Below are 18,687 nucleotides of genomic sequence, written 5' to 3' on the forward strand. Positions count from 1 at the left end.
GCCAACATACTTTCGCGCCAGATCAGGGGCGTTATGCAAAGGACATAGGTAATTCGTAGAAAATATGAAAGATAAATTCAAAATCTACTTGTCTGCTCGTTACTCAGCGAATTCAGTAAATAGCTATATTTCTGGTATTAATCATTTATCTCGTGATTATGGCCAGAATATCTTCGACATTCAGGACTGTGAATTAGCTGCAGAAGTCAGAGCGCTATATGATTTGAACGGAGCAAAGCGTCATGTTGGAGATTATGGGAACGGCTCCGCTAGGAATGCCATAATTCAATATAGCAATTTTCTGCTAAACCTATCAGATGAGGTTGATGAGCCAGAGGGCCGTATAACGGAGACTGAAGTTTCTGAAATTATAAATTTTACATATGAACAGGACTTACATAGAGCTCTAGAAAGTCAGATAAATGAGCTGTTTCCTGACTATATTTTGATAGGCTCAGAATACTCCATTGAGGGCGTTAGAATTGATATTCTGTTGGAACGAGAAAATGAATTGCTTGTAGTGGAGCTCAAGTCAGGACGAGCAACTTTTGCTGTATTTGGACAAGTATCAATGTATATCGGTGTACTAAAGCAAAAGCATCCCGATAAAAAAATCAAGGGTCTAATCATAGCCCATGAGATACATAGCGGGCTTCTCGCAGCTTGCTTAACCAACCGAGATATTCAATGTAAAACGTATTCTATGAAAATTGAGTTAAAAAATGCATAACAAGCACCTGAAATGTGACGCGCAAGCGCGCACTTTAGGTGAGCGTTAGGCGCCTCGGCAGTTCCACTTGTAAACTATAGCTATGGAGCATAAAACTTGGCTGAATTCTCATTGCGCGCTGCTCGTCCTGATGAATTGCATAATTTTGTCGCAATAGACGATGCGGCGGGTGAGCTATTTGCTGCGGCAGGACTCGTTATCGCGTTAGAAGAGGGGCACCCTTTTGTCCTGGCCGAATCACTTCGGTGGGCGAGTGCAATCGAACAAGGGCTTGCACATGTAGCAGTTGATTGCCAAAACATTCCAATAGGATTTGTTACTCTCAGCATCGTTGATGGAGAGCCTTACCTCGACCAGATTGCTGTACTCCCCAGTTATATGCGGCGCGGCGTTGGGACCTCACTGCTGAATTATGCAATTTCGTGGAGTGCTGGTCGATCTCTCTGGCTCACAACCTACGCACACCTGCCGTGGAATGGGCCATATTATGAACGACATGGATTTGTTGTGATTAACGAAAGCGAATGTGGGCCAGAGATTTGTGCAATTCTACGGGCTCAACGTGAAGTTCTGCCCGATCCGGATCAACGAGTCGCCATGTTACGCCGTTAACCTTGATTCAGCGCCTAATAATTTGCTGCATCGAAAAAATTACTCGCTGTACTCGCGATCTACCGGTGATTAAGGCTTTACGCAATCTTTTGAGGGAATTCTGATGATTACTTTGCGACCTATCGGATATGTTTATGGAGGCCGAAAAGACTTGCAAGATGATAATTGGGCAAACGTCAGTTCTAGAATAGAGATGTGTGATGATTTCGCCGCGGAAGCCCTTGACGGCATTGAAGAGTTTTCGCACATTGAAGTCATCTTTCATTTCAATAAAGTTACAGAGGAAGAGATAGAACGCGGTGCAAGACACCCACGTGGCAACTCTTCCTGGCCACGGGTAGGCATATTTTCCCAGCGTGGGAAAAATCGACCCAATCGGCTTGGGCTGTCAATTGCTAAATTGGTTAGCAGGAACGGCAAAAACATAACAGTGCTTGGATTGGATGCGATCGTGGGTACGCCTGTTCTTGATATTAAACCTGTGATGGCTGAATTCCTGCCTAGAGAGAAAATCCATCAGCCTCTATGGTCACAAGAGCTAATGAGATATTACTGGCATTCTGAATAGAGCATCCGATTAATATGGCTGCGGGGACATCCAGAAAATGACTGAACCAAATCGATTTCCAATTCTGCTTTCTGTGGCTGTAATTCTTTTGGCCGCTGGCCATCTTGGTTTTGAACATTTTACGGGCGGTGTGAGAAGTCACAACCTGCTCAACGACCCGGATCTACCTGCGATATCAAACTGGCTAGGGCTGATTACTTTGCCGGCCATTGCTGTGATTCTTGGGTTGCGAGTGCGAACCTATCCAGCTCCAGCTCCAGCTCCAGCTCCAGCTCGTTTGCTCGGATTGCCACGCCCCATGCTCGTAGCGCTTGTAGGTGCATTGTTTTATGGGGCGGCAATGGCTACATCGTTTTGGCTTGGTGCCGAGAATATTACTTTTGGAGCCTTGGTTGGATTGTTCGTTTGCGCATTGGTGTTTCCAGTGTACCGTGCCGAGTACATTTTGGGATTCGTGGTCGGTATGACCGCTACCTTCGGTGGCGTGCTCCCGCTCATTGTTGCGCTTGTCGTTGCAGTTATTTCCTTCCTCAGCCGGTTACTGTTTGGCAAAGTGTTTGGGTTGATTGGCATACGAAATAAGTCAGACCTGGCCTAACAAATAATTGCACGCGACCAGCGAAGCTGGCGCGTGAATACGGGCGTTATAAATTGCCGCACATTGAGGTTAGGGAAGAATGACTGAGCACTTAATATCTCAGGGATCGGCTTTATATAAAGGCGTCAGTGCTTTTGAACCGTATATCAATGAGCTTCATAAAAGATATGAAAGTGAAGATTTCATAGATTGGCCAACTATCGTGTTGGCAACAACCTTGCAGACCACATGCATATCATTGTTCAAATTGCTCCCTGCACGCGAGTTCGGAAATGAACCACTAGATAAGCGCTCAATAGCCTCGATAGTCAGGAACGTTGTAGACACACACGATGTGATAGACATGCTCGTTAATGAGCAGGATTCAGAAAGATTTAATCTTCATCGGGATATTATGGGGTTGTATCTTTCCAGTAGGATTAACAAAGTTCAGTCAGAAATTCTTCCTGAGAAAGCACAGGAAATATATAAACATACGAAACAGTGGTATTGGGAAAGGATCAAAAATTCAGAGCTTTACGAAAAATCGATGGATAGATTGAAGTCAGGCGAGGCTTTGTTTTATCAAAGCAGGCGTCAAAGACTAAGTAACGCATGCGGCAAGCACGCGGATTTTGTTTCAGGTGTTTTAGCTGACCTTTCAACATATGTACATTCAATACCACCGTCTATCTGGATTAGTGACGCATCAAATATGTACTCTGATAATGAAAGTAACAGAAACACCGTAGCCGTGTGGTTGAGAATATCGAATTTCTATTTTGCACAGAGCATGAAAGCGGTAGTTGATTTTTCAGATATGGAAACATCAGAAGCAATGGCTGAATTCATGGCTCATCATGAATATGTATTTTCAGAGTAAATTTATAACAAACGCGTCAATTAGGACGCTCGCAAGCTCGCGCCTATTACGCGGGCGTTATGTGGTTCGATCTCCCCGGCATAATTCAGTTCGGGAAAAATCAAATGATCATGCGTTCAGCTCCGCCATAAAAATTGGTTGCTAATAATTTGAATTATCCTTGGAGGGACTAATGAAGCTCTTGATCACAATTTCAGTCACTATTCTAGTTTCCGCCTGCGCGTCTTCAAATCAGCTTCAGAACAGAATGGCTGAGCTGGAGCGGGAGATAGAGCTGCTACGAGGAGAGTCCACGTTTGAGGAGATTACTGTAAATAGAATCAATCTAATCGACGCTGATGGCACACCGAGAATGATCCTTCATAACGCAGAACGTATGCCAGGCGAATGGGAGCGTAGTGCAGGGGCAGGATTTACGATTTATGCCCCTGACGGTCAAGAGGTAGGCGGGTTACATGTTGAGGGTGACGTCGTGCGTTTCAACCTTGACCAACACGGTACGAATGAAGTAACCAGCTACTTCACGCATCAAACTCCGTTTGGGTCTCAACGGGGTCTGACCGTTTGGGACCAATATCCCGGCGCGCCGGGTGACGGCCAGCGAGCGCGCTTCAAAGAACTTGTTGGGCGGGATCCGAACCCAAGAGAAATCATGATTCCAAGAATGTTTAGTGGGCAGCGATTTGGCGAATCAATCGTCGTGTTGGGGGATAGTAACGGAAATGAAAGAATCCGGCTTTATGTGGATGGCTCCGGCCAGCCGCGGCTCGAGTTCTTGGATGAGAGAGGAGCTGTCACGTTTCACCTTCCAGCGAACGCGACGCCAGCGATATTACCTGACGGTGAAATCCCAGAATTTAATGGTGAGACGGTTCTTCAGCTTCTGGCGCTCGCTGGCAACAACCCAGACACACTGCTGTCCGTGGTAGAAATGGACGGGGGGTCGCTGCCAGACGAGTGGGTACAATGGTTGACTGAGTACAAGCGCTTAAATCCGCGATGACCAGTTCCGAGGGGCGGGCAGATTGAGAGCAAGCTATGTTGTCCGGCAACCACATAACAATCCGTTGCAGACGGACCTCTACACTACGCAGACTTTTGTGCAATTCGCTCCGCTCATTTTATTGCACAAAAGCCGGCTTCGTTCCGAGGCCGCTGAACTTCGGCGTTAGATTCAATCATGGAACCGATGAACATTCCGCTACCTCCAGAATTTACAGAGGACATGCTTAATAGGTGTAGAGACACCGGCGAGTACAGTCCTATTATGTTTGAGTGGTACAAATATGTTGGTCATTTAGCAAACTACTTCGCATGCATCTCATTGGACTCACCAGCGGTAAGAGAGATCGACCCGATTCACCACTCCATATTGATAGGTCTCCTCAATAGATGCTCAAGGCTTATTTTGTCAAATGTAACGCTTTCGCATGAGGGGCTGTTTGGGGAAACAACATCCATAATCGATCGCTGCATCTTCGAGTCAGCCATAAAGCTGAATTGGCTTTGCACGAACCCGACGGATGATCATTTCAACAGATTCATAGCCGAAGGTCTAAAAACCGAAATCGAGTTTAAACAGAAGATTGAAGAAAACATCCGAAGTAGAGATGGCGATGTAATGGCTATTGAAGAACGCATGCTGCGCTCCATCGAAAATTACTTCAGAAAAGCTGGGTTAACTGAAGAGTACATTGCTCAATCCAGAAAGCTACCAAATCTGGCACAAATGATTGAGCAGGTAGGGCACGACAGGCTTGCATATGTTATTGGCCAAAGGATGGGTTCGCATCATGTGCATGGCACATGGGCAAGTCTTTGGTTTCATTACCTGGATGAAAAAAATGGAGTTATTGTTCCGCGAGACCACAATTGCCCTACGCACGTAAATCAATATGTTTTTGTGCCATTAGTGATACTTGATGGGATTAGAAAATACTTTGAATTTCTCGTTACGGACCCAGAAGAGAGTGAGCAGATGGTCGGCGTAATCGACGCAATCTCTGAAGAGATAACAACCCTGTTTCATGAAATATCTGAAACAGATTGAGAAGTTGTGAATGCAATCTAACAAACCGATCCTGAGCGACAAAAGTATGTCGTCATGCCTTTTGCATAAGGCGCAAAAGCCACGCCAACATACTTTCGCGCCAGATCAGGGGCGTTAGTTTTTAAGGAGGTTTAGTGCTAATAGGAGATGTGCTTTTAGTTACTGGAGATAACAAGTTATCTTCAGGGCTGGTGGCCGCGCAGAAAGCAATTTACAAGAATTCCATTTCTAGCCATGTTGAACTTGGGCTAGGCGATGGCACGTTTGTGCATGCCACCGGCGATGGTGGTGTCCACGTAACCTTCATTCTGGATGAGCTTGTGCAGTGTAAGGATGAATGGAGAGCCATTCGACTAAAGGGGATCTCAGAAGATCAGCAAGAAGAGCTAGGCAAGGCCGGCCTCTACTTTCTTAGGCAAGATTACAACAAGATTTTTATGGGATCGGGAAATGACCATTCTTCCTTTTGCTCTGAATTAATCGCGAAAGTATATGAGAAAGCAGGCATAAGTATTCTGGATAAGAAAAAGCCGAGCAAGGTTGCCCCCGCCCATTTTGACAAGGAAGCTGACCAATTATCTGACTGGGAAGATGTTACTGATGAGTACAAAGAAAGGCTGAAGGAAATTGAGGCCAATCCTTTCCCTTATAGACTGGCGTGCGGGACTATAAAGGCATCAATGGCCAAGCGCCATATTACTAGCGGCGGCAGAGAAACCATATTCAAAGCTATGGAGATGATGGCAGAAAAAGAGGGAAATCCTCGGCTTAAGGAAATCGTAGATGAAGTTAAAAAGGATCTTCGAGAAAAAAGAGTCCTCCATTTTTGGGATGAGAATGACCAAAACTAACAAGGCGCTGCTGTCGGGCAAACTTTACGCTGCGCTCCAAGTTTGCCGCAGAGCGCGGCGTTATGTTTCCGCCGGCTGACGCGTTGTTTCCAGGAAAACCAAATATGAATATTTTGTCGATAGATCATGTTCAGCTTACGATGCCCGCGGGCCAAGAATCAAAAGCGCGGGCATTTTATGGCGATGTTTTAGGTTTTTCCGAAGTCAAGAAACCAGAGGCTTTACAAGCACGCGGTGGTGTTTGGTTTGAATCAGGAGCAGTTAAGATACATTTGGGCGTTGAAGATGATTTTCTTCCAGCAAAAAAGGCGCATCCTGCACTTGTTGTAAGTGATCTAAATTCGCTCATGGGATCACTTAAATCTAATGGATTCAATGTTACTGAAGATCACAATATACCCGGCGTTGAGAGAGCTTTCAGTAATGACCCCTTTGGCAATCGAATTGAGTTTATCCAAAATTATTTGGGCTAAAATGTGTGCCCGAGCAGCAATAGCGACTTGTGAAGCCTGAAAGGAAAAATACCGCACAATGTTTGAATCTGTCGTCATGCTGGAAATTGAGTTGCACGATCCGTCTGTGCGCAGGAACATCGCACGACTAGAAGAGCTATTGCATGACGACTTTATTGAGATAGGGCGCTCAGGAGCTATCTATGACAAACAGCAGGTCATGAGTCTGTTAATGTCAGCCGCGCCAGTTGACGTCGTCTCACAGGACTATGTGGAACATTTAGCCGGAGATGATCTGATGTTGATAACATACCGAAGTGCGCACGTGGACTCTGAAGGCGTTCTTACAAACTTTGCGCGCAGATCTTCTCTTTGGCAACAATCGGGCAGTGGTTGGAGGCTCAGATTCCATCAAGGAACACCGACAGATGCATTCGATAAGAATAAAACATAACAATCCGCATCAATCGCTCCCGTTGGTCGCTGGGACAGCCAAAACGCTTCGCTTTTTTGGCCGCCCTTGTGCGGGGCGTTATGCGGCCTAGCGACCCTCAGCGCCTATGATCGAGACCAGATCGAAAAATCGTAAAACCATAACAATGTCCGAGCTTGGCGATCGGGCAAGTGAAATAGACGACCTATACAAGGCAGAAGGGATAAAGCTTCATCCCCAGTCAGGTTTGACCGAACTCATTAACGGCGCTCTTGAATTGGCCTCGTCTTCGAATAAGACGGGACAAGTCGCAGAAGGAGACATACTGCTCGGTCTGCATTTGGAAAGAGTTCATAAGGCTCTGATGCTTCTGAGAGGGCATGCGAAACGACAGCATTACCTGCGGAAACTTTGTACAGGCGATCTGCGATTTATGAATCGAACTCCCTCGCCAGCTAGAAATAGTCTATTTGAGCTGGAGGTTTGGCGCTCACTAAATGAGCTAAGAGCCGGTGCTGCAGAACTTGATGAGCCTGATGTCATGCTTAGACTTCCATCAATGAATGTTGGAGTTGCATGTAAGAAAATTTATTCGAAGGCAAACTTTTCAAAGACAGTGTCGAACGCAGTAAAGCAAATACGGGCCAATTGCCCTGGGCTTGGGATCGTGGCATTCAGCATTGAAGACCTTTTCCCAGAAGGCGAGGGTGTAGGGGCTGACACTTTCGATGGCGCCGCGGACTTTCTTTCAGGCCAGTGTCATAATTTTTTAGCGGAGCACCAAGACATGTTCATTAAATACTTCAAAGGCAGCGACATCGTTGGCGCCTTGGCAGTCGCATCCACCATCGTGGACATAAGAATTGAAAAGCCACGCTATTCCAATATGCAACAGTGGCTCTTGTGGTCTGCACCAGAACTTAACGAAAACGCCCAGAATGCGGTATCTCACTTACGAAAACTTATTGGACAAGTTAAGTCCGCATAACAAACCGATCCTGAGCGACAAAAGTATGTCGTCATGCCTTTTGCAAAAGGCGCAAAAGCCACGCCAACATACTTTCGCGCCAGATCAGGGGCGTTAGATTGCCTCCTAACAGGATGCGCTATATGAAAACACTTGCAAAGCTATGGCGAGAGGTACGATCAGCGAGTTCAGTTGCACTTGCAGAACTGGAATCCGCACCTGGACCTAAACCAACTTCCCAAATGTGCGAATTTCTCATCCTTGGCGAGGATCAACGTATAGAGCTACACTTGGGGGTCGACCCAATCGCACTGATCAGGAGTGTTTGGATGACTTGCGTCCACCGAAGGCGTCAGGGCGGATCGACAGTTGCCATGCAGTTGGTGCGTACAATAACACAGAGGTATGAGCGAACGATATGGCGCAAAATCAGCGAAATTGTCCTAGCAGTGCGCCTCACACATACGTTTGATCGGAAGGACATTGCCCGTATTTATTTATGGGTGGCCTACTACGGCTGGAACATGCACGGATTCCAGCAGGCTTTCGAGGGGATATCGAAGGTCACTGACATCGACTCAAAAATCGGCGCGGCGAATCTTGTAGCGCGCCTCAAATACCCTCAACCACGTCATCAAAATGAACGGCAACTCGGCCGGATTAGCCTGAGAGTTCACCATCTTCTCGCGCTTGATTCGGGTACTACAAAACGCGGTACTTTCTCAGGCATTGCAAATCATGGAACCATTTCGAATTCCTGATCCGCTTCGTAATCTTAGAGGCGCACATCCAGAAGCGGAGGCGGTGCTTGCAGCCGCACGTAGTGGTGGGAATAGTTCATGTGTCGCATTGGCGCGGCTATGGCTGACGGAAGGAATCCCGTATGCGTTCGCTGAGTGCCCGGCGGTTTTTGAGGTTCTGCGCGGATGGTTGGCGACCCGGCTCGACGTCGATCCTAAAGAAATTTCGCTTACGGGAAGCGCCAGAATCGGCAGCTCTATCTCGCCTGGTAAACAAGGAACTAAGTTCTCGCCAAATTCCGATCTTGACTTGTTTGTAGTGTCAGAAACATTGTTCGGAAAGTTGCGGGATGAGTTCAACCATTGGACTTACGAGTTCGATGGTGGGATCGTTAAAGCTGCGAATTCTCGGGAGCACGCTTTCTGGAAGGACAACGCTGCGCGCGGAATCGGGCTTCTGGCCCGCGGATTTATTGATCAAAAAATGATCCCAAATCTGCCCAATTATCCGACTGTGAAGAGCATTAGCCAGGGCATGTGGCTGTTGACAGAAAAACTACGGCTAACTGATGGGGCGCCAACGCCAACGCACGCATCCATCCGCTGCTATAGATCTTGGAATCATGCAATTCAGCAGATCTCACTCAACCTAGGAAGCATAGCGTGAGTCTTTGGAGGAACTGGGAATCTAACAAGCGCTTCCAGACCGACGCCAAAACCTTCGCGTTTTTGTGTTACTCGCTGCGCTCAAACATTAACAAAAAAACGCTACGGCTTTAGCGCAGCTGAAGCGGGCGTTAGGCAGCACAATCGGTAACAGCGATGGGTTCCAAAAAGCAAAAAAGAGAGAAATTTTTAGCAGAGCATCCCATCTGCTGTTTTTGTGGCGGCGGCTCCGAAGCTGAGGAGCCTGATCACATTCCGTCCAGGGCTATTTTTGATGATAGGCAATGGCCTGAAGGGTTTGAATTTCCTGCTTGTGTCAGATGTAATCGCGCCACTCGTTACGATGAGGAAATAGTTGCCTTCATTTCTCGCCTTTATCCTGATCCCGCCGGGGCAAAACGAACCGAGGATTTTAAGAAAATTTGCGAAACACTAGAAAGATACCGCCCTGATGTAATGGAAGAGATCAGGGGTACGGCGAATCAAAAGAAGAAGGCTTTGAAAGAGAATAATATCGCCCTTGAACCGGGCCAAGCTGCAGGCAATGCCCCGTTAATTCGTGTTGGTCCGTTGGTAAATGAAGCAGTTACAAATTTTTCTAGAAAGTTAATACTTGCTTTGTATTACCAGCAAACGGGAACCATCCTTAACCATGACGCGGGAATAGCAATCCGATGGTTTTCGAATTTAGAAGTCGCTCAAGGCAAATTGCCAGCTGAACTAGCACAGTATATCCGGGGCTATCCTGACATAGTCCGATGCAATACAAGTCTGAAGGATCAATTCAGCTATGGATATACATTTTCTGACTGTGGCCGTTTGTCAATTTTTTTGGTGTTCTTTCGTAGGTCATTTACCATTGTGGGTGCGGTGAATCTAGATTCAGACAAATTTGACCTACCAGATATTGCCAAAATATTGAAACCATATAACCATCAAAGCGCAGCCTAACAAGCGCTTCCAGATTGACACCAAAACCTACGCGACTTTGTGTTACTCGCTGCGCTCAAACAATAACACAAAGTCGCTCCGGCTTCGGTGCAACTGAAGCGAGCGTTAGCACTCCTAGCCGGTACCAGACATATTTTGACTTAGTAAGGAACTGTAGTAATGCCTACGCGTACAGTTGAACAGGGATTCATGGCCTTCCATACAAAAATAACACCTAGCGGTTATCAGTCAGGGAAAGCTACTTCACACAAGTCCTCAATCACATCAAGACTTGAAGCTTATTATGATTTGAATCAGTTGTTTTATTCCGGGTCAGCGAACAATGGGACCAATGTATCCAATTTGAGTGATGTAGATTTTTTTGCTTCGATACCAACTAATAAGTTAAAGCAAAACTCAACAACTAGCCTGCGAGAGATTAAAGAGTGCTTGCAAGATCGTTTTAAAAGCACACCTGTCTATGTTGATTCGCCGGCAGTAGTTTTGGACTTTGGTTCTGGTGACTGGGATACTGCTGAAGTGATACCGGCTGATTTCATAGGAAAGACTAGTAAAGATAAGAATATTTACGATATCCCAGATGGCAACGGAGGGTGGATGAAGTCTAGCCCATCCACACACAATGCCTACGTTACTTATCATAACAATCGCTTGGGTAAGAAATTAAAGCCTCTCATCCGGTTTATGAAGGCGTGGAAATATTACTGTGAAGTTCCAATATCATCATTTTACTTAGAGCTAAGAGTTACTAAATTGATGGAATCTGAAAGTTCAATAATATATGACATAGATTTGAACTCGATTTTTCAAAAATTAAAAAGCTCTAATCTAGCAGCAATTCAGGATCCAGAAGGAGTTTCAGGCCTAATATATCCCTGCTCGTCAGATGCCCGAAAAATGACAGCTTTATCAAAGTTAAATACTGCAGCCACTAGATCACAAAATGCAAGGGATTCTGAGAGATCTGGGAGTGTGCGCGAGGCTTTTGAATGGTGGGATAAAGTATTTGCCTATAACTTTCCTAGCTACTATTACTCAAATTAGAAATATCAAAATGTCCAGAAGAATAGATCAAGTTGAGAAGTATTTTAAACCAGTGGAAGACCTTAATTCCTTAAGTGGAGTGCTTTTTTATATATCTGCGCTGTTTGCTATAGCAATTCCGCTGCTTAGCGGAAGGGTTGGCGAGACCATCTTTCAATATGCATCTATATTTTTTGTACTAATGGTTGTTCTACATTCCATTTCTCAGGGTGTTAGCTCATTTTATTTTTTACCAAGAGCAGAAAGGGAAAGAAGAAAACAGCTACTATCCAATTCGCTGGGGGTTCCTTTGACGCACTCGCAGACCAATAATTACTATAACAATGAGAGAGAAGTTGGGCTGGAGCGACTGTCTGCAAACCTTATGGAAAACTCTTTTTTTGGCAAATGTTTATGCGCAGCAATGTTGAAGTCAGAGAGAATAAAGGTGGTTTTTTATTCACTGCTTCTACTATTTTCACTTTTGAGCCGCGATTCAGATTTGGGGGTCATCTTGGTTCTCACTCAGACATTTTTTGCCGGGGGTATTCTTCTAGGCTGGGTGAAACTAGAGATTTTGAGAATGAAGAATGAGCGGGTTTATAGCTCTTTATATTCGCTTCACCTAAATCAGAACGGGCCATTTAATATTAATGAATCTGCCATTCTTTTAGATGAATTTGCGGAATATGAATGCGCAAAATCTTCTGCATCTATCAAACTATCTAGCAAGGTTTTTCATAAGTTAAATTCAAGCCTGACAGAAGAATGGGAATCCATAAAAAGAACTGTTGGCCTATAAAATCTAAGGTGCTAACAAGCGCATGTTGTCGGACTGGTTTTCCGCTGCGCTCCAATCCAGCCGCAAATGCGGGCGTTATGTGATAAGTCCGGCCGCAGTGATTCAGAACGACAATAATATGAGGACGAAGCATGTTGAGCAGGTTTATCGTTAAGTTTTATTCGGGTTTGCTAGAGGCATCGATGTGGATAATACTGATCGCATCTTTCCTTCTAGGTCTTTCCGAAGGTGGAGTAGTCCTTGGTGTTGGGCTAGCCCTGTTCGCATTTGTGCTTTGCGTTGTTTTCTTTGGGGCATTCTTTATTCTTGTGGATATACAGAAGCGCTTGCAGTCGATCGACGAGAAAACGAAGACCTGATTGACGATCAGTGTGATCGCTGATGGTTAAACCACGGTGGATTATGAGTGCAGAAATTTTGTGGGGTATTGCTGGTTTTGTTATCGGCGCTCTGTCCGGCAGCTTCTTGAGCGCAGCTGGCAAAGATTTATATGATTTTGTCAAAAGACAATTAAAGCGATCCCATGAAGTAGAGCCTAGTTATGTATCAACCCTGTACCCGCCTCAGAATTGTGCTTGGATTCCTGAGGAAAACTTAAAGAATAAGGAGAAGAATAAGTGGGGTTATCACCCGCACCCCGCTAGAGGCGGTAAATGCTTTCGTACTACTAGCAACTCAAAATTTCCGAAAAAGGAATATCTTATGGTTACTCCCAATGCCAAAAAGTTGTAATCACATAACAAACCGCTCAAATTCGTTCCGCTTCGCTCCACCGGACGCTCACTGCGTTCGCGCCGTTTAGCGGAGCGTTAGGAGGAACGAATGTCACAAAGTCGGAAATTTGTAGCTTTGATTCTCATCATATGCCTTGTCCATACAGTATCTGGGCAGTCGAGAGACATCGAAGAGCTGTCAATCGTAGAGATTCGAAGCGAGTTGGATCAGATACTAACAAATGAGTTCAATAGAGCCACGGAGTGGGATCGAGTCACTGTTGCGCTCAAGAGAATCACGAGTATGTTCGAACGCCGCCCTGAGGCAGCACTGACACAGCTTGATATCTCACGTCCAGAGATGGAGATCATTCAATCCGTATTTGAAACCTGGCTCCAGTCCAGCGATCGAGATGGTGACAATAGGATAGCCAAGATGTGCGAAATTTGGGAGGCGACGAGTCTAGTAGGAAGCGAGCGAATAGATGCGGCGCTATTGGCATACGAAAGGGAAGTATCAACTGGCTACTCTGACTTCAATCAACGCAAAGTGGAGCAATTGCTTGTAGAGCTTGAATCTCTGTTGTCGCCGGACTCATGGGAAAAGCTCTCATTGTATGTTGAGGATCAGTTGAGCCGTTCTTCCGGGAATGTCTCTCACTCATTCTTTACACGAACAGTCCGCACCTCCCAGAGCATAGAAGCGATGAACCTGCATTGTGGGAACTGACCAGTTTGAATCGAATCCTAACAAGCGCATGTTGACGGACTGCTTTTCCGCTGCGCTCCAAATCAGCCGCAAATGCGGGCGTTAGGCGGAGGTCGCGCGTCATGAAATTGTGCTATGTTGCGATCCACGACTATGGTACCGGCTCTGCAGGTATAAAAGTCTTTGCTAGGTCAATAGATGAAGTAACGTCAGTATTGCGAGGACCCGAATGGAAAGTTTATGCCCCTGATGAAACTGGTCATCTTCGCCATCTGGAGCGGCTGCCTGAATCTGACATAGATGAAAGATCTCAACTCCTGCAAACTTTCATAGAAATAGGGCAGCAACACGTAAAAGGTAAAACTGCATTTATAGTCAGGGACAGGGCTGGTGAAGTGAGGCATGTGTGGGCAAGGTCTGTTGGTGAAATTCTAGATTCGTTCCCAAAATTGTTAATACTGTCCTCGGTGTCTTCAGAAATCACTGGTTATTCGGATATCGACAAGCCTGATGGGTTTCTGCAAAGAAACGCCATCGACGGAAGCCAAACTTAATGGATTCAATCTTTGCTAATGGCTGCACAGAGGAAACGGCCACACACAATGCCATAAGCCGAAAGTCGCCTAACAAGCGCTTCCAGACTGACGCCAAAACCTACGCGTTTTTGTGTTGCTCGCTGCGCTTATACAATAACACAAAAACGCTACGGCTTTGGCCCAGCTGAAGCGGGCGTTAGGTGAAGTCAATGCCAATATGCCGGCTATGTAAGAAGGAGAATCAGCTCCAAAAATCGCACATCATCCCCGAATTTCTTTGGAAGGGGCTTTATGATGAGTCAAACACATTCTTTGGTATTACTGGAACCGGCCCTTTCGGACACAGAAAACTTCAGAAGGGACTGCGAGAGCCTTTGTTTTGCAGAGCGTGCGAGCAACATTTCAATGATGCTTTCGAAAAACCTTTCAATAAGCAGTGGATTAAAAATACTCAGATGCCTAAGGTTTGGGCGAACGATACGTTGATCTGGATGCAGTTTGACTATGCTACTTTCAAGCTTTTTCATTTGAGTATATTGTTTAGGGCTCATGTAAGCTCTTTGCCGGATTTCACAGTGGTCGACTTAGGTGCTCACGCTGAAAGAATTCGGAATATGCTAACTGAAGAAAATCCAGGTGAAGTTCACGAATATCCAATTTTTGGGTATGCCATCCTTCATCCAGAAACCAAGAGTCCGGTTCAGATCGTTTCTTCTGCGCAATTGTCCAGGATCGCGGGGACTCATTGCTATGCGATGATGTACGGTGGCGTGGAGTGGTACATTTGTGTGGCATCACATCGCTACAAAGAGTTCGAGAAGCTCGCACTACGCTCGGACGGGACTATTCCACTAGGTCCCATACCCATGGACAAAGTTGGCAGTATACGAAGAACGGCAAAAATTTATGCTAGTAAGCGCACCTAACAAAGTGCATCAGTTCGCGCCTGTCGGCGCCGGACGCAACCTTCGGTCGCGCCGCTGTGCACGGCGTTAGGGTTCTGCACGTAGGTAATCGCCAGCCGTCATTGCGATTTCCGGGAACATCTGGATCAGCTTTTTATCGCCCGTGATCAGTTTAAGGTCCAGCGATTTTGCCAGAGATACAAACTCGCAGTCATAGGCTGAACAGCCGCTCTCGGATGCAAGGGCCAGGACATCCGTAGAGTTAACGGAGTATTCGTTTTCAGCAAGCTGTTGCTCCGCCTGCGATTGCATGGCGATAGCGGTGCTCAAATCAATAACGCCTTTTCTGACATACAGTGCCAGTACGTTCCGGAATTCGCTTCGCCATAACAAAGGTGCAACCCAATTGGGATCTTTGTGCAGCAACGAGACTACATCATCGGTTTGTGCAGTCGGCAGATACAGATATGCAATGGTGTTGGTGTCCGCTACAATCATTCTCTGCCCTGATTTTTGGCTGCTGTGATTTCGTCAGTATCCAGTCTGACTGCCACGCGGCGGCGCAGCTCGCCTGCTCTATTGGCAAGTTCAGCTGCAGAGAGCCGAGTTGGTTTATATGTCTTTTCCAGGCAATGAATCAGCTCGCTATTTACGCTTCTGTGGTGCGCATTGGCTGCCTGCTTCAGTTGCTCGTAAAGATCATCGGGTATGTTTTTAAAAGTGACGGTGGCCATGTTCAAGTCTCATGCGGTTCCAAAACGGTTCCATTATGGTTATGATGTGTGTGCTTGTCAACACACCCTAACCATCAATTGCACGCGACCAGCTGCGCTGGCGCGTGAATACGGGCGTTATATGATCCCGGTAGATCGCATAATTTAGAGACAATCGAACATGGAACCTGTTTACCTCGATTTTCATATCCATACATCAGCGAATCCAGAAAGCCCAAATGAGCAGTATGATCTTGACGCTCTTATCACGGGGGTTGAAAGCATTTCAGAGGGCTCGCCGTTTCTAATTTCAATCACAGATCACAATTTTGTGAATAAATCTGTTTATCTGAGAGCAGCCAAAAAAATTGAAAATTTGCTATTAGGCGTGGAATTGCATATTAGAAATTACGATGAATGCAGACCTTATCATTGCCATATAATTTTCAATGTTCCAAACATAAGTGAAGCTGTGATTGATGACATTAATGCAAAATTAGACGAGCTATACCCCAGAAAGAGAGTTGGAAACAACGACAAGATCCCGCACTTAGAAACAATAATGAATTGTTTTGACGAGTATGAGTTTCTGCTGCTTCCGCATGGAGGTCAAAATCATTCAACTTTCGATAAATCAATTCCAGAAGGGGTTGAATTTGATCGAACACTCGAGCGAAGTATCTACTACAATCATTTTGATGGGTTTACAGCAAGAGGGACCAATGGGCTAGAAAGAACTCATGATTACTTTGAGCGACTGGGCATTAAGGAGTTTGTTAACCTAGTAACAGCAACTGACAACTATACGCCTGAAACATACCCAGACTGCAAATCAGGGCGAGAGGCAACTGACTTTATACCCACGTGGATGCTTGCATCACCAACCTTCAATGGTTTGCGCTTATCCCTTTCGGAGTCATCACGTCTCGTGTATGGCGAAAAGCCAGATTCATGGACAGAGTTTATACAGTCTGCTTCATTGCATAACGATAATATCCATATTGACGTGACCTTTACGCCCGGGCTAAACGTAGTTATTGGAGGATCTTCTAGTGGAAAATCATTGTTGGTTGACGCCGTGTACCACATCATTTCAGGAGATATAGAGCAGAGCCAATATATTGAGACGCCGTATAAAATTGAAGATTTAATAGTTGAGAATCCATCAGGTCAAATTCCTCATTATTTCAATCAGAATTACATAATGAAAATATGCGACCTAAAAGACCGAAATAATACTATTGAAGACATTTCTATACTGAAGAAGGTATTTCCACCTGATACTGTCGAAAGGCAAAAAATAACTAATGCACTACGAAATTTGAGAGCAGCACTAAGCCGACTGGTTCAATCGATTGAAGAGATCGAATTGCTTCAAAAGTCATTAAGCAGAATTCCTAACCTGGCAACACTTATTGTGACTGAAGCGATCCAAGATAACGCTATTCGAAAATTGATCCCTCGAGAAAAGGATATTCAATCAATTTTCTACTCAGAAGCAGACTATGAACAGCACACCGAAACTCTTGATGAGATTGAAATATTTCTGAGCAAGAATCCGCTAATTCAGCATAATCCAAACCTTATCGTCGAGTTAAAGCAAGAACTAATAGAGGCCATCAATGCCTCCAGCTTGGAGCAATTGGTACGTGAGATCATAGAGAATGAAAAGGTAAAACTAGATGAAGTTCAGATTCGTGAAAATCAACAAGTTATCTCTAGAAGGGAAGAGTTCCAAAACTTATTAGACTGCATCAAGAAATACTTAAAGTTCCATAAAATGTTCTACGAATCGCTAGAAGTTATCTCAAGCTTTTCGATAACCATTCCTACAAAACCCATTGTTTCCATGGGGCACTCTTTATCTATCAATAATACGTTTGAACTTACAAAAGAGAAATTCTTAGAAGTCATAAATGAAGCGTTTCGGCAAGGAGACAAAATAGCATCCTTTGAGGCTATCAGACCAGAGTTACTTTTTAAGGACCGCTTTCGAAAGAGGGATCCAGTTATAAACACGTATCAGGAGTTTGAAACATATGTAAATGGCAGATTCGCGGAGCTGAATAAGAAGACATACAAAATCATTACAAATGACGGGCGCGAATTTGATCAATTGAGTGCGGGATGGAAAACATCTGTCATCTTAGATCTCGTCCTTGGTTGGGATTCTGACAGAGCGCCGCTGATAATCGATCAACCTGAAGACAATCTGGCAACCAGTTACATAAACAAGGGATTATTGAAAGCTATAAAGGAATGTAAAGCGAAGAAGCAGATAATTTTGGTTTCCCACAATGCAACTATTCCAATGCTTGGTGATGCGCAAAATATCATTTTGTGCATGAACGAAAACAATAAGATTAGAATCGCTTCCAATCCTCTGGAGGGAGAAATTCACGGTAAAAATGTGGTTGGCTTAATTGCTGAAGTAACCGACGGCGGAAAATCATCTATTAAGAAGAGAGTTAAAAAATACAACCTAAAAGACTTCAGAGGTGAATCATGAAATTATCGTTTATGAAGAATGAAGAATTAGAGGTTTCCGTCTCCCAAAAACATGGAGACAAGCAAAAAGCATTCAATTATGTCGATATGATCAAATGTCTAATTGAGGAAAAAAAGCTAGATGAGCCTGAATTAATAGGCGATTTCTCTGATTCCGAGAGATCGAGCATATCATCGATGATCAGTCACATTAATCAAGAAGTATCTGATTTTTATGCTGAAGAAGATGATGAAGAAACTTGACGCGCCATTGTTAATTCATGACAGCAATGTGCCATATAACAAACGCCTTCAAAGT

General features: G+C 45.0%; 24 protein-coding genes. 22 read left to right on the forward strand and 2 right to left on the reverse strand.

What is annotated here, in order from left to right:
* Positions 1-64 precede the first annotated feature (64 nt).
* The 20 genes from PS2015_RS00900 to PS2015_RS00995 all read left to right on the forward strand — a co-directional run bounded on the left by PS2015_RS00900 (position 65) and on the right by PS2015_RS00995 (position 15,189).
* Complete coding sequence (locus tag PS2015_RS00900) at positions 65-730, forward strand: endonuclease NucS domain-containing protein (protein WP_058020397.1); 666 nt, start codon at positions 65-67, stop codon at positions 728-730.
* Between the two features lie 96 nt (positions 731-826).
* Positions 827-1,342, forward strand: a complete 516-nt coding sequence (locus PS2015_RS00905) for a GNAT family N-acetyltransferase (RefSeq protein WP_058020398.1) — start codon at positions 827-829, stop codon at positions 1,340-1,342.
* A 103-nt stretch (positions 1,343-1,445) separates the two neighbouring features.
* Positions 1,446-1,910: an SAM-dependent methyltransferase gene (locus PS2015_RS00910; RefSeq protein ID WP_058020399.1), complete on the forward strand. Its 465-nt coding sequence runs from the start codon at positions 1,446-1,448 to the stop codon at positions 1,908-1,910.
* Positions 1,911-1,947: 37 nt separating this feature from the next.
* Positions 1,948-2,508, forward strand: coding sequence for a hypothetical protein (locus tag PS2015_RS00915; protein WP_058020400.1), 561 nt, complete (start codon positions 1,948-1,950; stop codon positions 2,506-2,508).
* 79 nt (positions 2,509-2,587) lie between these two features.
* The gene (locus PS2015_RS00920; protein ID WP_058020401.1) at positions 2,588-3,370 is read left to right on the forward strand and encodes a hypothetical protein; all 783 of its coding nucleotides are present in this window, start codon (positions 2,588-2,590) and stop codon (positions 3,368-3,370) included.
* Positions 3,371-3,542: 172 nt separating this feature from the next.
* Complete coding sequence (locus tag PS2015_RS00925) at positions 3,543-4,373, forward strand: hypothetical protein (protein ID WP_058020402.1); 831 nt, start codon at positions 3,543-3,545, stop codon at positions 4,371-4,373.
* 264 nt (positions 4,374-4,637) lie between these two features.
* On the forward strand, positions 4,638-5,420 hold the full coding sequence (locus tag PS2015_RS00930; RefSeq protein ID WP_169792250.1) for a DUF5677 domain-containing protein: 783 nt from the start codon (positions 4,638-4,640) through the stop codon (positions 5,418-5,420).
* Between the two features lie 134 nt (positions 5,421-5,554).
* Positions 5,555-6,271: a YiiX/YebB-like N1pC/P60 family cysteine hydrolase gene (locus tag PS2015_RS00935; protein ID WP_058020404.1), complete on the forward strand. Its 717-nt coding sequence runs from the start codon at positions 5,555-5,557 to the stop codon at positions 6,269-6,271.
* Between the two features lie 104 nt (positions 6,272-6,375).
* Positions 6,376-6,744, forward strand: coding sequence for a VOC family protein (locus tag PS2015_RS00940; RefSeq protein ID WP_058020405.1), 369 nt, complete (start codon positions 6,376-6,378; stop codon positions 6,742-6,744).
* 58 nt (positions 6,745-6,802) lie between these two features.
* A complete protein-coding gene (locus tag PS2015_RS00945) occupies positions 6,803-7,177 on the forward strand; it encodes a nuclear transport factor 2 family protein (protein WP_058020406.1) in 375 nt (124 codons plus the stop codon).
* Between the two features lie 106 nt (positions 7,178-7,283).
* Entirely contained in the window at positions 7,284-8,144 is an 861-nt protein-coding gene (locus tag PS2015_RS00950) for a hypothetical protein (RefSeq protein ID WP_058020407.1), read from the forward strand.
* Between the two features lie 122 nt (positions 8,145-8,266).
* Entirely contained in the window at positions 8,267-8,884 is a 618-nt protein-coding gene (locus PS2015_RS00955; protein ID WP_058020408.1) for a transglycosylase domain-containing protein, read from the forward strand.
* A complete protein-coding gene (locus PS2015_RS00960) occupies positions 8,862-9,530 on the forward strand; it encodes a hypothetical protein (RefSeq protein WP_058020409.1) in 669 nt (222 codons plus the stop codon). The genes PS2015_RS00955 and PS2015_RS00960 overlap by 23 nt, the downstream gene beginning before the upstream one ends.
* Before the next feature lie 155 nt (positions 9,531-9,685).
* Positions 9,686-10,480 carry a hypothetical protein gene (locus PS2015_RS00965; RefSeq protein ID WP_058020410.1) on the forward strand — a complete coding sequence of 265 codons (795 nt, stop codon included), beginning with the start codon at positions 9,686-9,688 and terminating at the stop codon, positions 10,478-10,480.
* Positions 10,481-10,639: 159 nt separating this feature from the next.
* On the forward strand, positions 10,640-11,524 hold the full coding sequence (locus PS2015_RS15550) for a nucleotidyltransferase domain-containing protein (protein ID WP_156412618.1): 885 nt from the start codon (positions 10,640-10,642) through the stop codon (positions 11,522-11,524).
* Positions 11,525-11,534: 10 nt separating this feature from the next.
* Positions 11,535-12,305 carry a hypothetical protein gene (locus PS2015_RS00970; RefSeq protein ID WP_156412619.1) on the forward strand — a complete coding sequence of 257 codons (771 nt, stop codon included), beginning with the start codon at positions 11,535-11,537 and terminating at the stop codon, positions 12,303-12,305.
* Positions 12,306-12,707: 402 nt separating this feature from the next.
* Positions 12,708-13,037 carry a hypothetical protein gene (locus PS2015_RS00980; protein ID WP_156412620.1) on the forward strand — a complete coding sequence of 110 codons (330 nt, stop codon included), beginning with the start codon at positions 12,708-12,710 and terminating at the stop codon, positions 13,035-13,037.
* A gap of 285 nt (positions 13,038-13,322) precedes the next feature.
* Positions 13,323-13,748, forward strand: a complete 426-nt coding sequence (locus PS2015_RS00985) for a hypothetical protein (RefSeq protein ID WP_156412621.1) — start codon at positions 13,323-13,325, stop codon at positions 13,746-13,748.
* 101 nt (positions 13,749-13,849) lie between these two features.
* Complete coding sequence (locus PS2015_RS00990; protein WP_058020415.1) at positions 13,850-14,281, forward strand: hypothetical protein; 432 nt, start codon at positions 13,850-13,852, stop codon at positions 14,279-14,281.
* Positions 14,282-14,472: 191 nt separating this feature from the next.
* Positions 14,473-15,189 (forward strand): hypothetical protein, encoded by a 717-nt coding sequence (locus PS2015_RS00995; RefSeq protein ID WP_058020416.1) that lies wholly within the window; start codon positions 14,473-14,475, stop codon positions 15,187-15,189.
* Positions 15,190-15,255: 66 nt separating this feature from the next.
* On the opposite strand, the gene PS2015_RS01000 is transcribed toward PS2015_RS00995, so the two are convergent.
* Both PS2015_RS01000 and PS2015_RS01005 read right to left on the reverse strand, forming a co-directional pair.
* Complete coding sequence (locus PS2015_RS01000) at positions 15,256-15,666, reverse strand: type II toxin-antitoxin system VapC family toxin (RefSeq protein ID WP_058020417.1); 411 nt, start codon at positions 15,664-15,666, stop codon at positions 15,256-15,258.
* Positions 15,663-15,902: a FitA-like ribbon-helix-helix domain-containing protein gene (locus PS2015_RS01005; RefSeq protein WP_058020418.1), complete on the reverse strand. Its 240-nt coding sequence runs from the start codon at positions 15,900-15,902 to the stop codon at positions 15,663-15,665. Before PS2015_RS01005 ends, PS2015_RS01000 begins: the two co-directional genes overlap by 4 nt.
* A 160-nt stretch (positions 15,903-16,062) precedes the next feature.
* Between PS2015_RS01005 and PS2015_RS01010 the strand changes: the two genes are divergently transcribed.
* Both PS2015_RS01010 and PS2015_RS01015 read left to right on the forward strand, forming a co-directional pair.
* Positions 16,063-18,390 (forward strand): AAA family ATPase, encoded by a 2,328-nt coding sequence (locus tag PS2015_RS01010; protein ID WP_058020419.1) that lies wholly within the window; start codon positions 16,063-16,065, stop codon positions 18,388-18,390.
* 11 nt (positions 18,391-18,401) lie between these two features.
* Positions 18,402-18,632, forward strand: a complete 231-nt coding sequence (locus tag PS2015_RS01015; RefSeq protein WP_156412622.1) for a hypothetical protein — start codon at positions 18,402-18,404, stop codon at positions 18,630-18,632.
* Positions 18,633-18,687: the final 55 nt, after the last annotated feature.

It is taken from the genome of Pseudohongiella spirulinae, assembly GCF_001444425.1.
In the GTDB taxonomy this organism is placed as follows: Bacteria; Pseudomonadota; Gammaproteobacteria; order Pseudomonadales; family Pseudohongiellaceae; genus Pseudohongiella; species Pseudohongiella spirulinae.

Excerpts from the sequence above, each read along its gene's own strand:
- PS2015_RS01005 (WP_058020418.1), bottom strand. The coding sequence starts at position 15,902 with ATGGCCACCGTCACTTTTAAAAACATACCCGATGATCTTTACGAGCAA.
- PS2015_RS00965 (WP_058020410.1), top strand. The coding sequence starts at position 9,686 with ATGGGTTCCAAAAAGCAAAAAAGAGAGAAATTTTTAGCAGAGCATCCC.
- PS2015_RS00910 (WP_058020399.1), top strand. The coding sequence starts at position 1,446 with ATGATTACTTTGCGACCTATCGGATATGTTTATGGAGGCCGAAAAGAC.
- PS2015_RS00925 (WP_058020402.1), top strand. The coding sequence starts at position 3,543 with ATGAAGCTCTTGATCACAATTTCAGTCACTATTCTAGTTTCCGCCTGC.
- PS2015_RS00955 (WP_058020408.1), top strand. The coding sequence starts at position 8,267 with ATGAAAACACTTGCAAAGCTATGGCGAGAGGTACGATCAGCGAGTTCA.
- PS2015_RS15550 (WP_156412618.1), top strand. The coding sequence starts at position 10,640 with ATGCCTACGCGTACAGTTGAACAGGGATTCATGGCCTTCCATACAAAA.
- PS2015_RS00980 (WP_156412620.1), top strand. The coding sequence starts at position 12,708 with ATGAGTGCAGAAATTTTGTGGGGTATTGCTGGTTTTGTTATCGGCGCT.
- PS2015_RS00900 (WP_058020397.1), top strand. The coding sequence starts at position 65 with ATGAAAGATAAATTCAAAATCTACTTGTCTGCTCGTTACTCAGCGAAT.
- PS2015_RS00940 (WP_058020405.1), top strand. The coding sequence starts at position 6,376 with ATGAATATTTTGTCGATAGATCATGTTCAGCTTACGATGCCCGCGGGC.
- PS2015_RS00920 (WP_058020401.1), top strand. The coding sequence starts at position 2,588 with ATGACTGAGCACTTAATATCTCAGGGATCGGCTTTATATAAAGGCGTC.
- PS2015_RS01000 (WP_058020417.1), bottom strand. The coding sequence starts at position 15,666 with ATGATTGTAGCGGACACCAACACCATTGCATATCTGTATCTGCCGACT.
- PS2015_RS00945 (WP_058020406.1), top strand. The coding sequence starts at position 6,803 with ATGTTTGAATCTGTCGTCATGCTGGAAATTGAGTTGCACGATCCGTCT.
- PS2015_RS00930 (WP_169792250.1), top strand. The coding sequence starts at position 4,638 with ATGTTTGAGTGGTACAAATATGTTGGTCATTTAGCAAACTACTTCGCA.
- PS2015_RS00915 (WP_058020400.1), top strand. The coding sequence starts at position 1,948 with ATGACTGAACCAAATCGATTTCCAATTCTGCTTTCTGTGGCTGTAATT.
- PS2015_RS00990 (WP_058020415.1), top strand. The coding sequence starts at position 13,850 with ATGAAATTGTGCTATGTTGCGATCCACGACTATGGTACCGGCTCTGCA.
- PS2015_RS00970 (WP_156412619.1), top strand. The coding sequence starts at position 11,535 with ATGTCCAGAAGAATAGATCAAGTTGAGAAGTATTTTAAACCAGTGGAA.
- PS2015_RS01010 (WP_058020419.1), top strand. The coding sequence starts at position 16,063 with ATGGAACCTGTTTACCTCGATTTTCATATCCATACATCAGCGAATCCA.
- PS2015_RS00985 (WP_156412621.1), top strand. The coding sequence starts at position 13,323 with ATGTTCGAACGCCGCCCTGAGGCAGCACTGACACAGCTTGATATCTCA.
- PS2015_RS00950 (WP_058020407.1), top strand. The coding sequence starts at position 7,284 with ATGATCGAGACCAGATCGAAAAATCGTAAAACCATAACAATGTCCGAG.
- PS2015_RS00960 (WP_058020409.1), top strand. The coding sequence starts at position 8,862 with ATGGAACCATTTCGAATTCCTGATCCGCTTCGTAATCTTAGAGGCGCA.
- PS2015_RS01015 (WP_156412622.1), top strand. The coding sequence starts at position 18,402 with ATGAAGAATGAAGAATTAGAGGTTTCCGTCTCCCAAAAACATGGAGAC.
- PS2015_RS00995 (WP_058020416.1), top strand. The coding sequence starts at position 14,473 with ATGCCAATATGCCGGCTATGTAAGAAGGAGAATCAGCTCCAAAAATCG.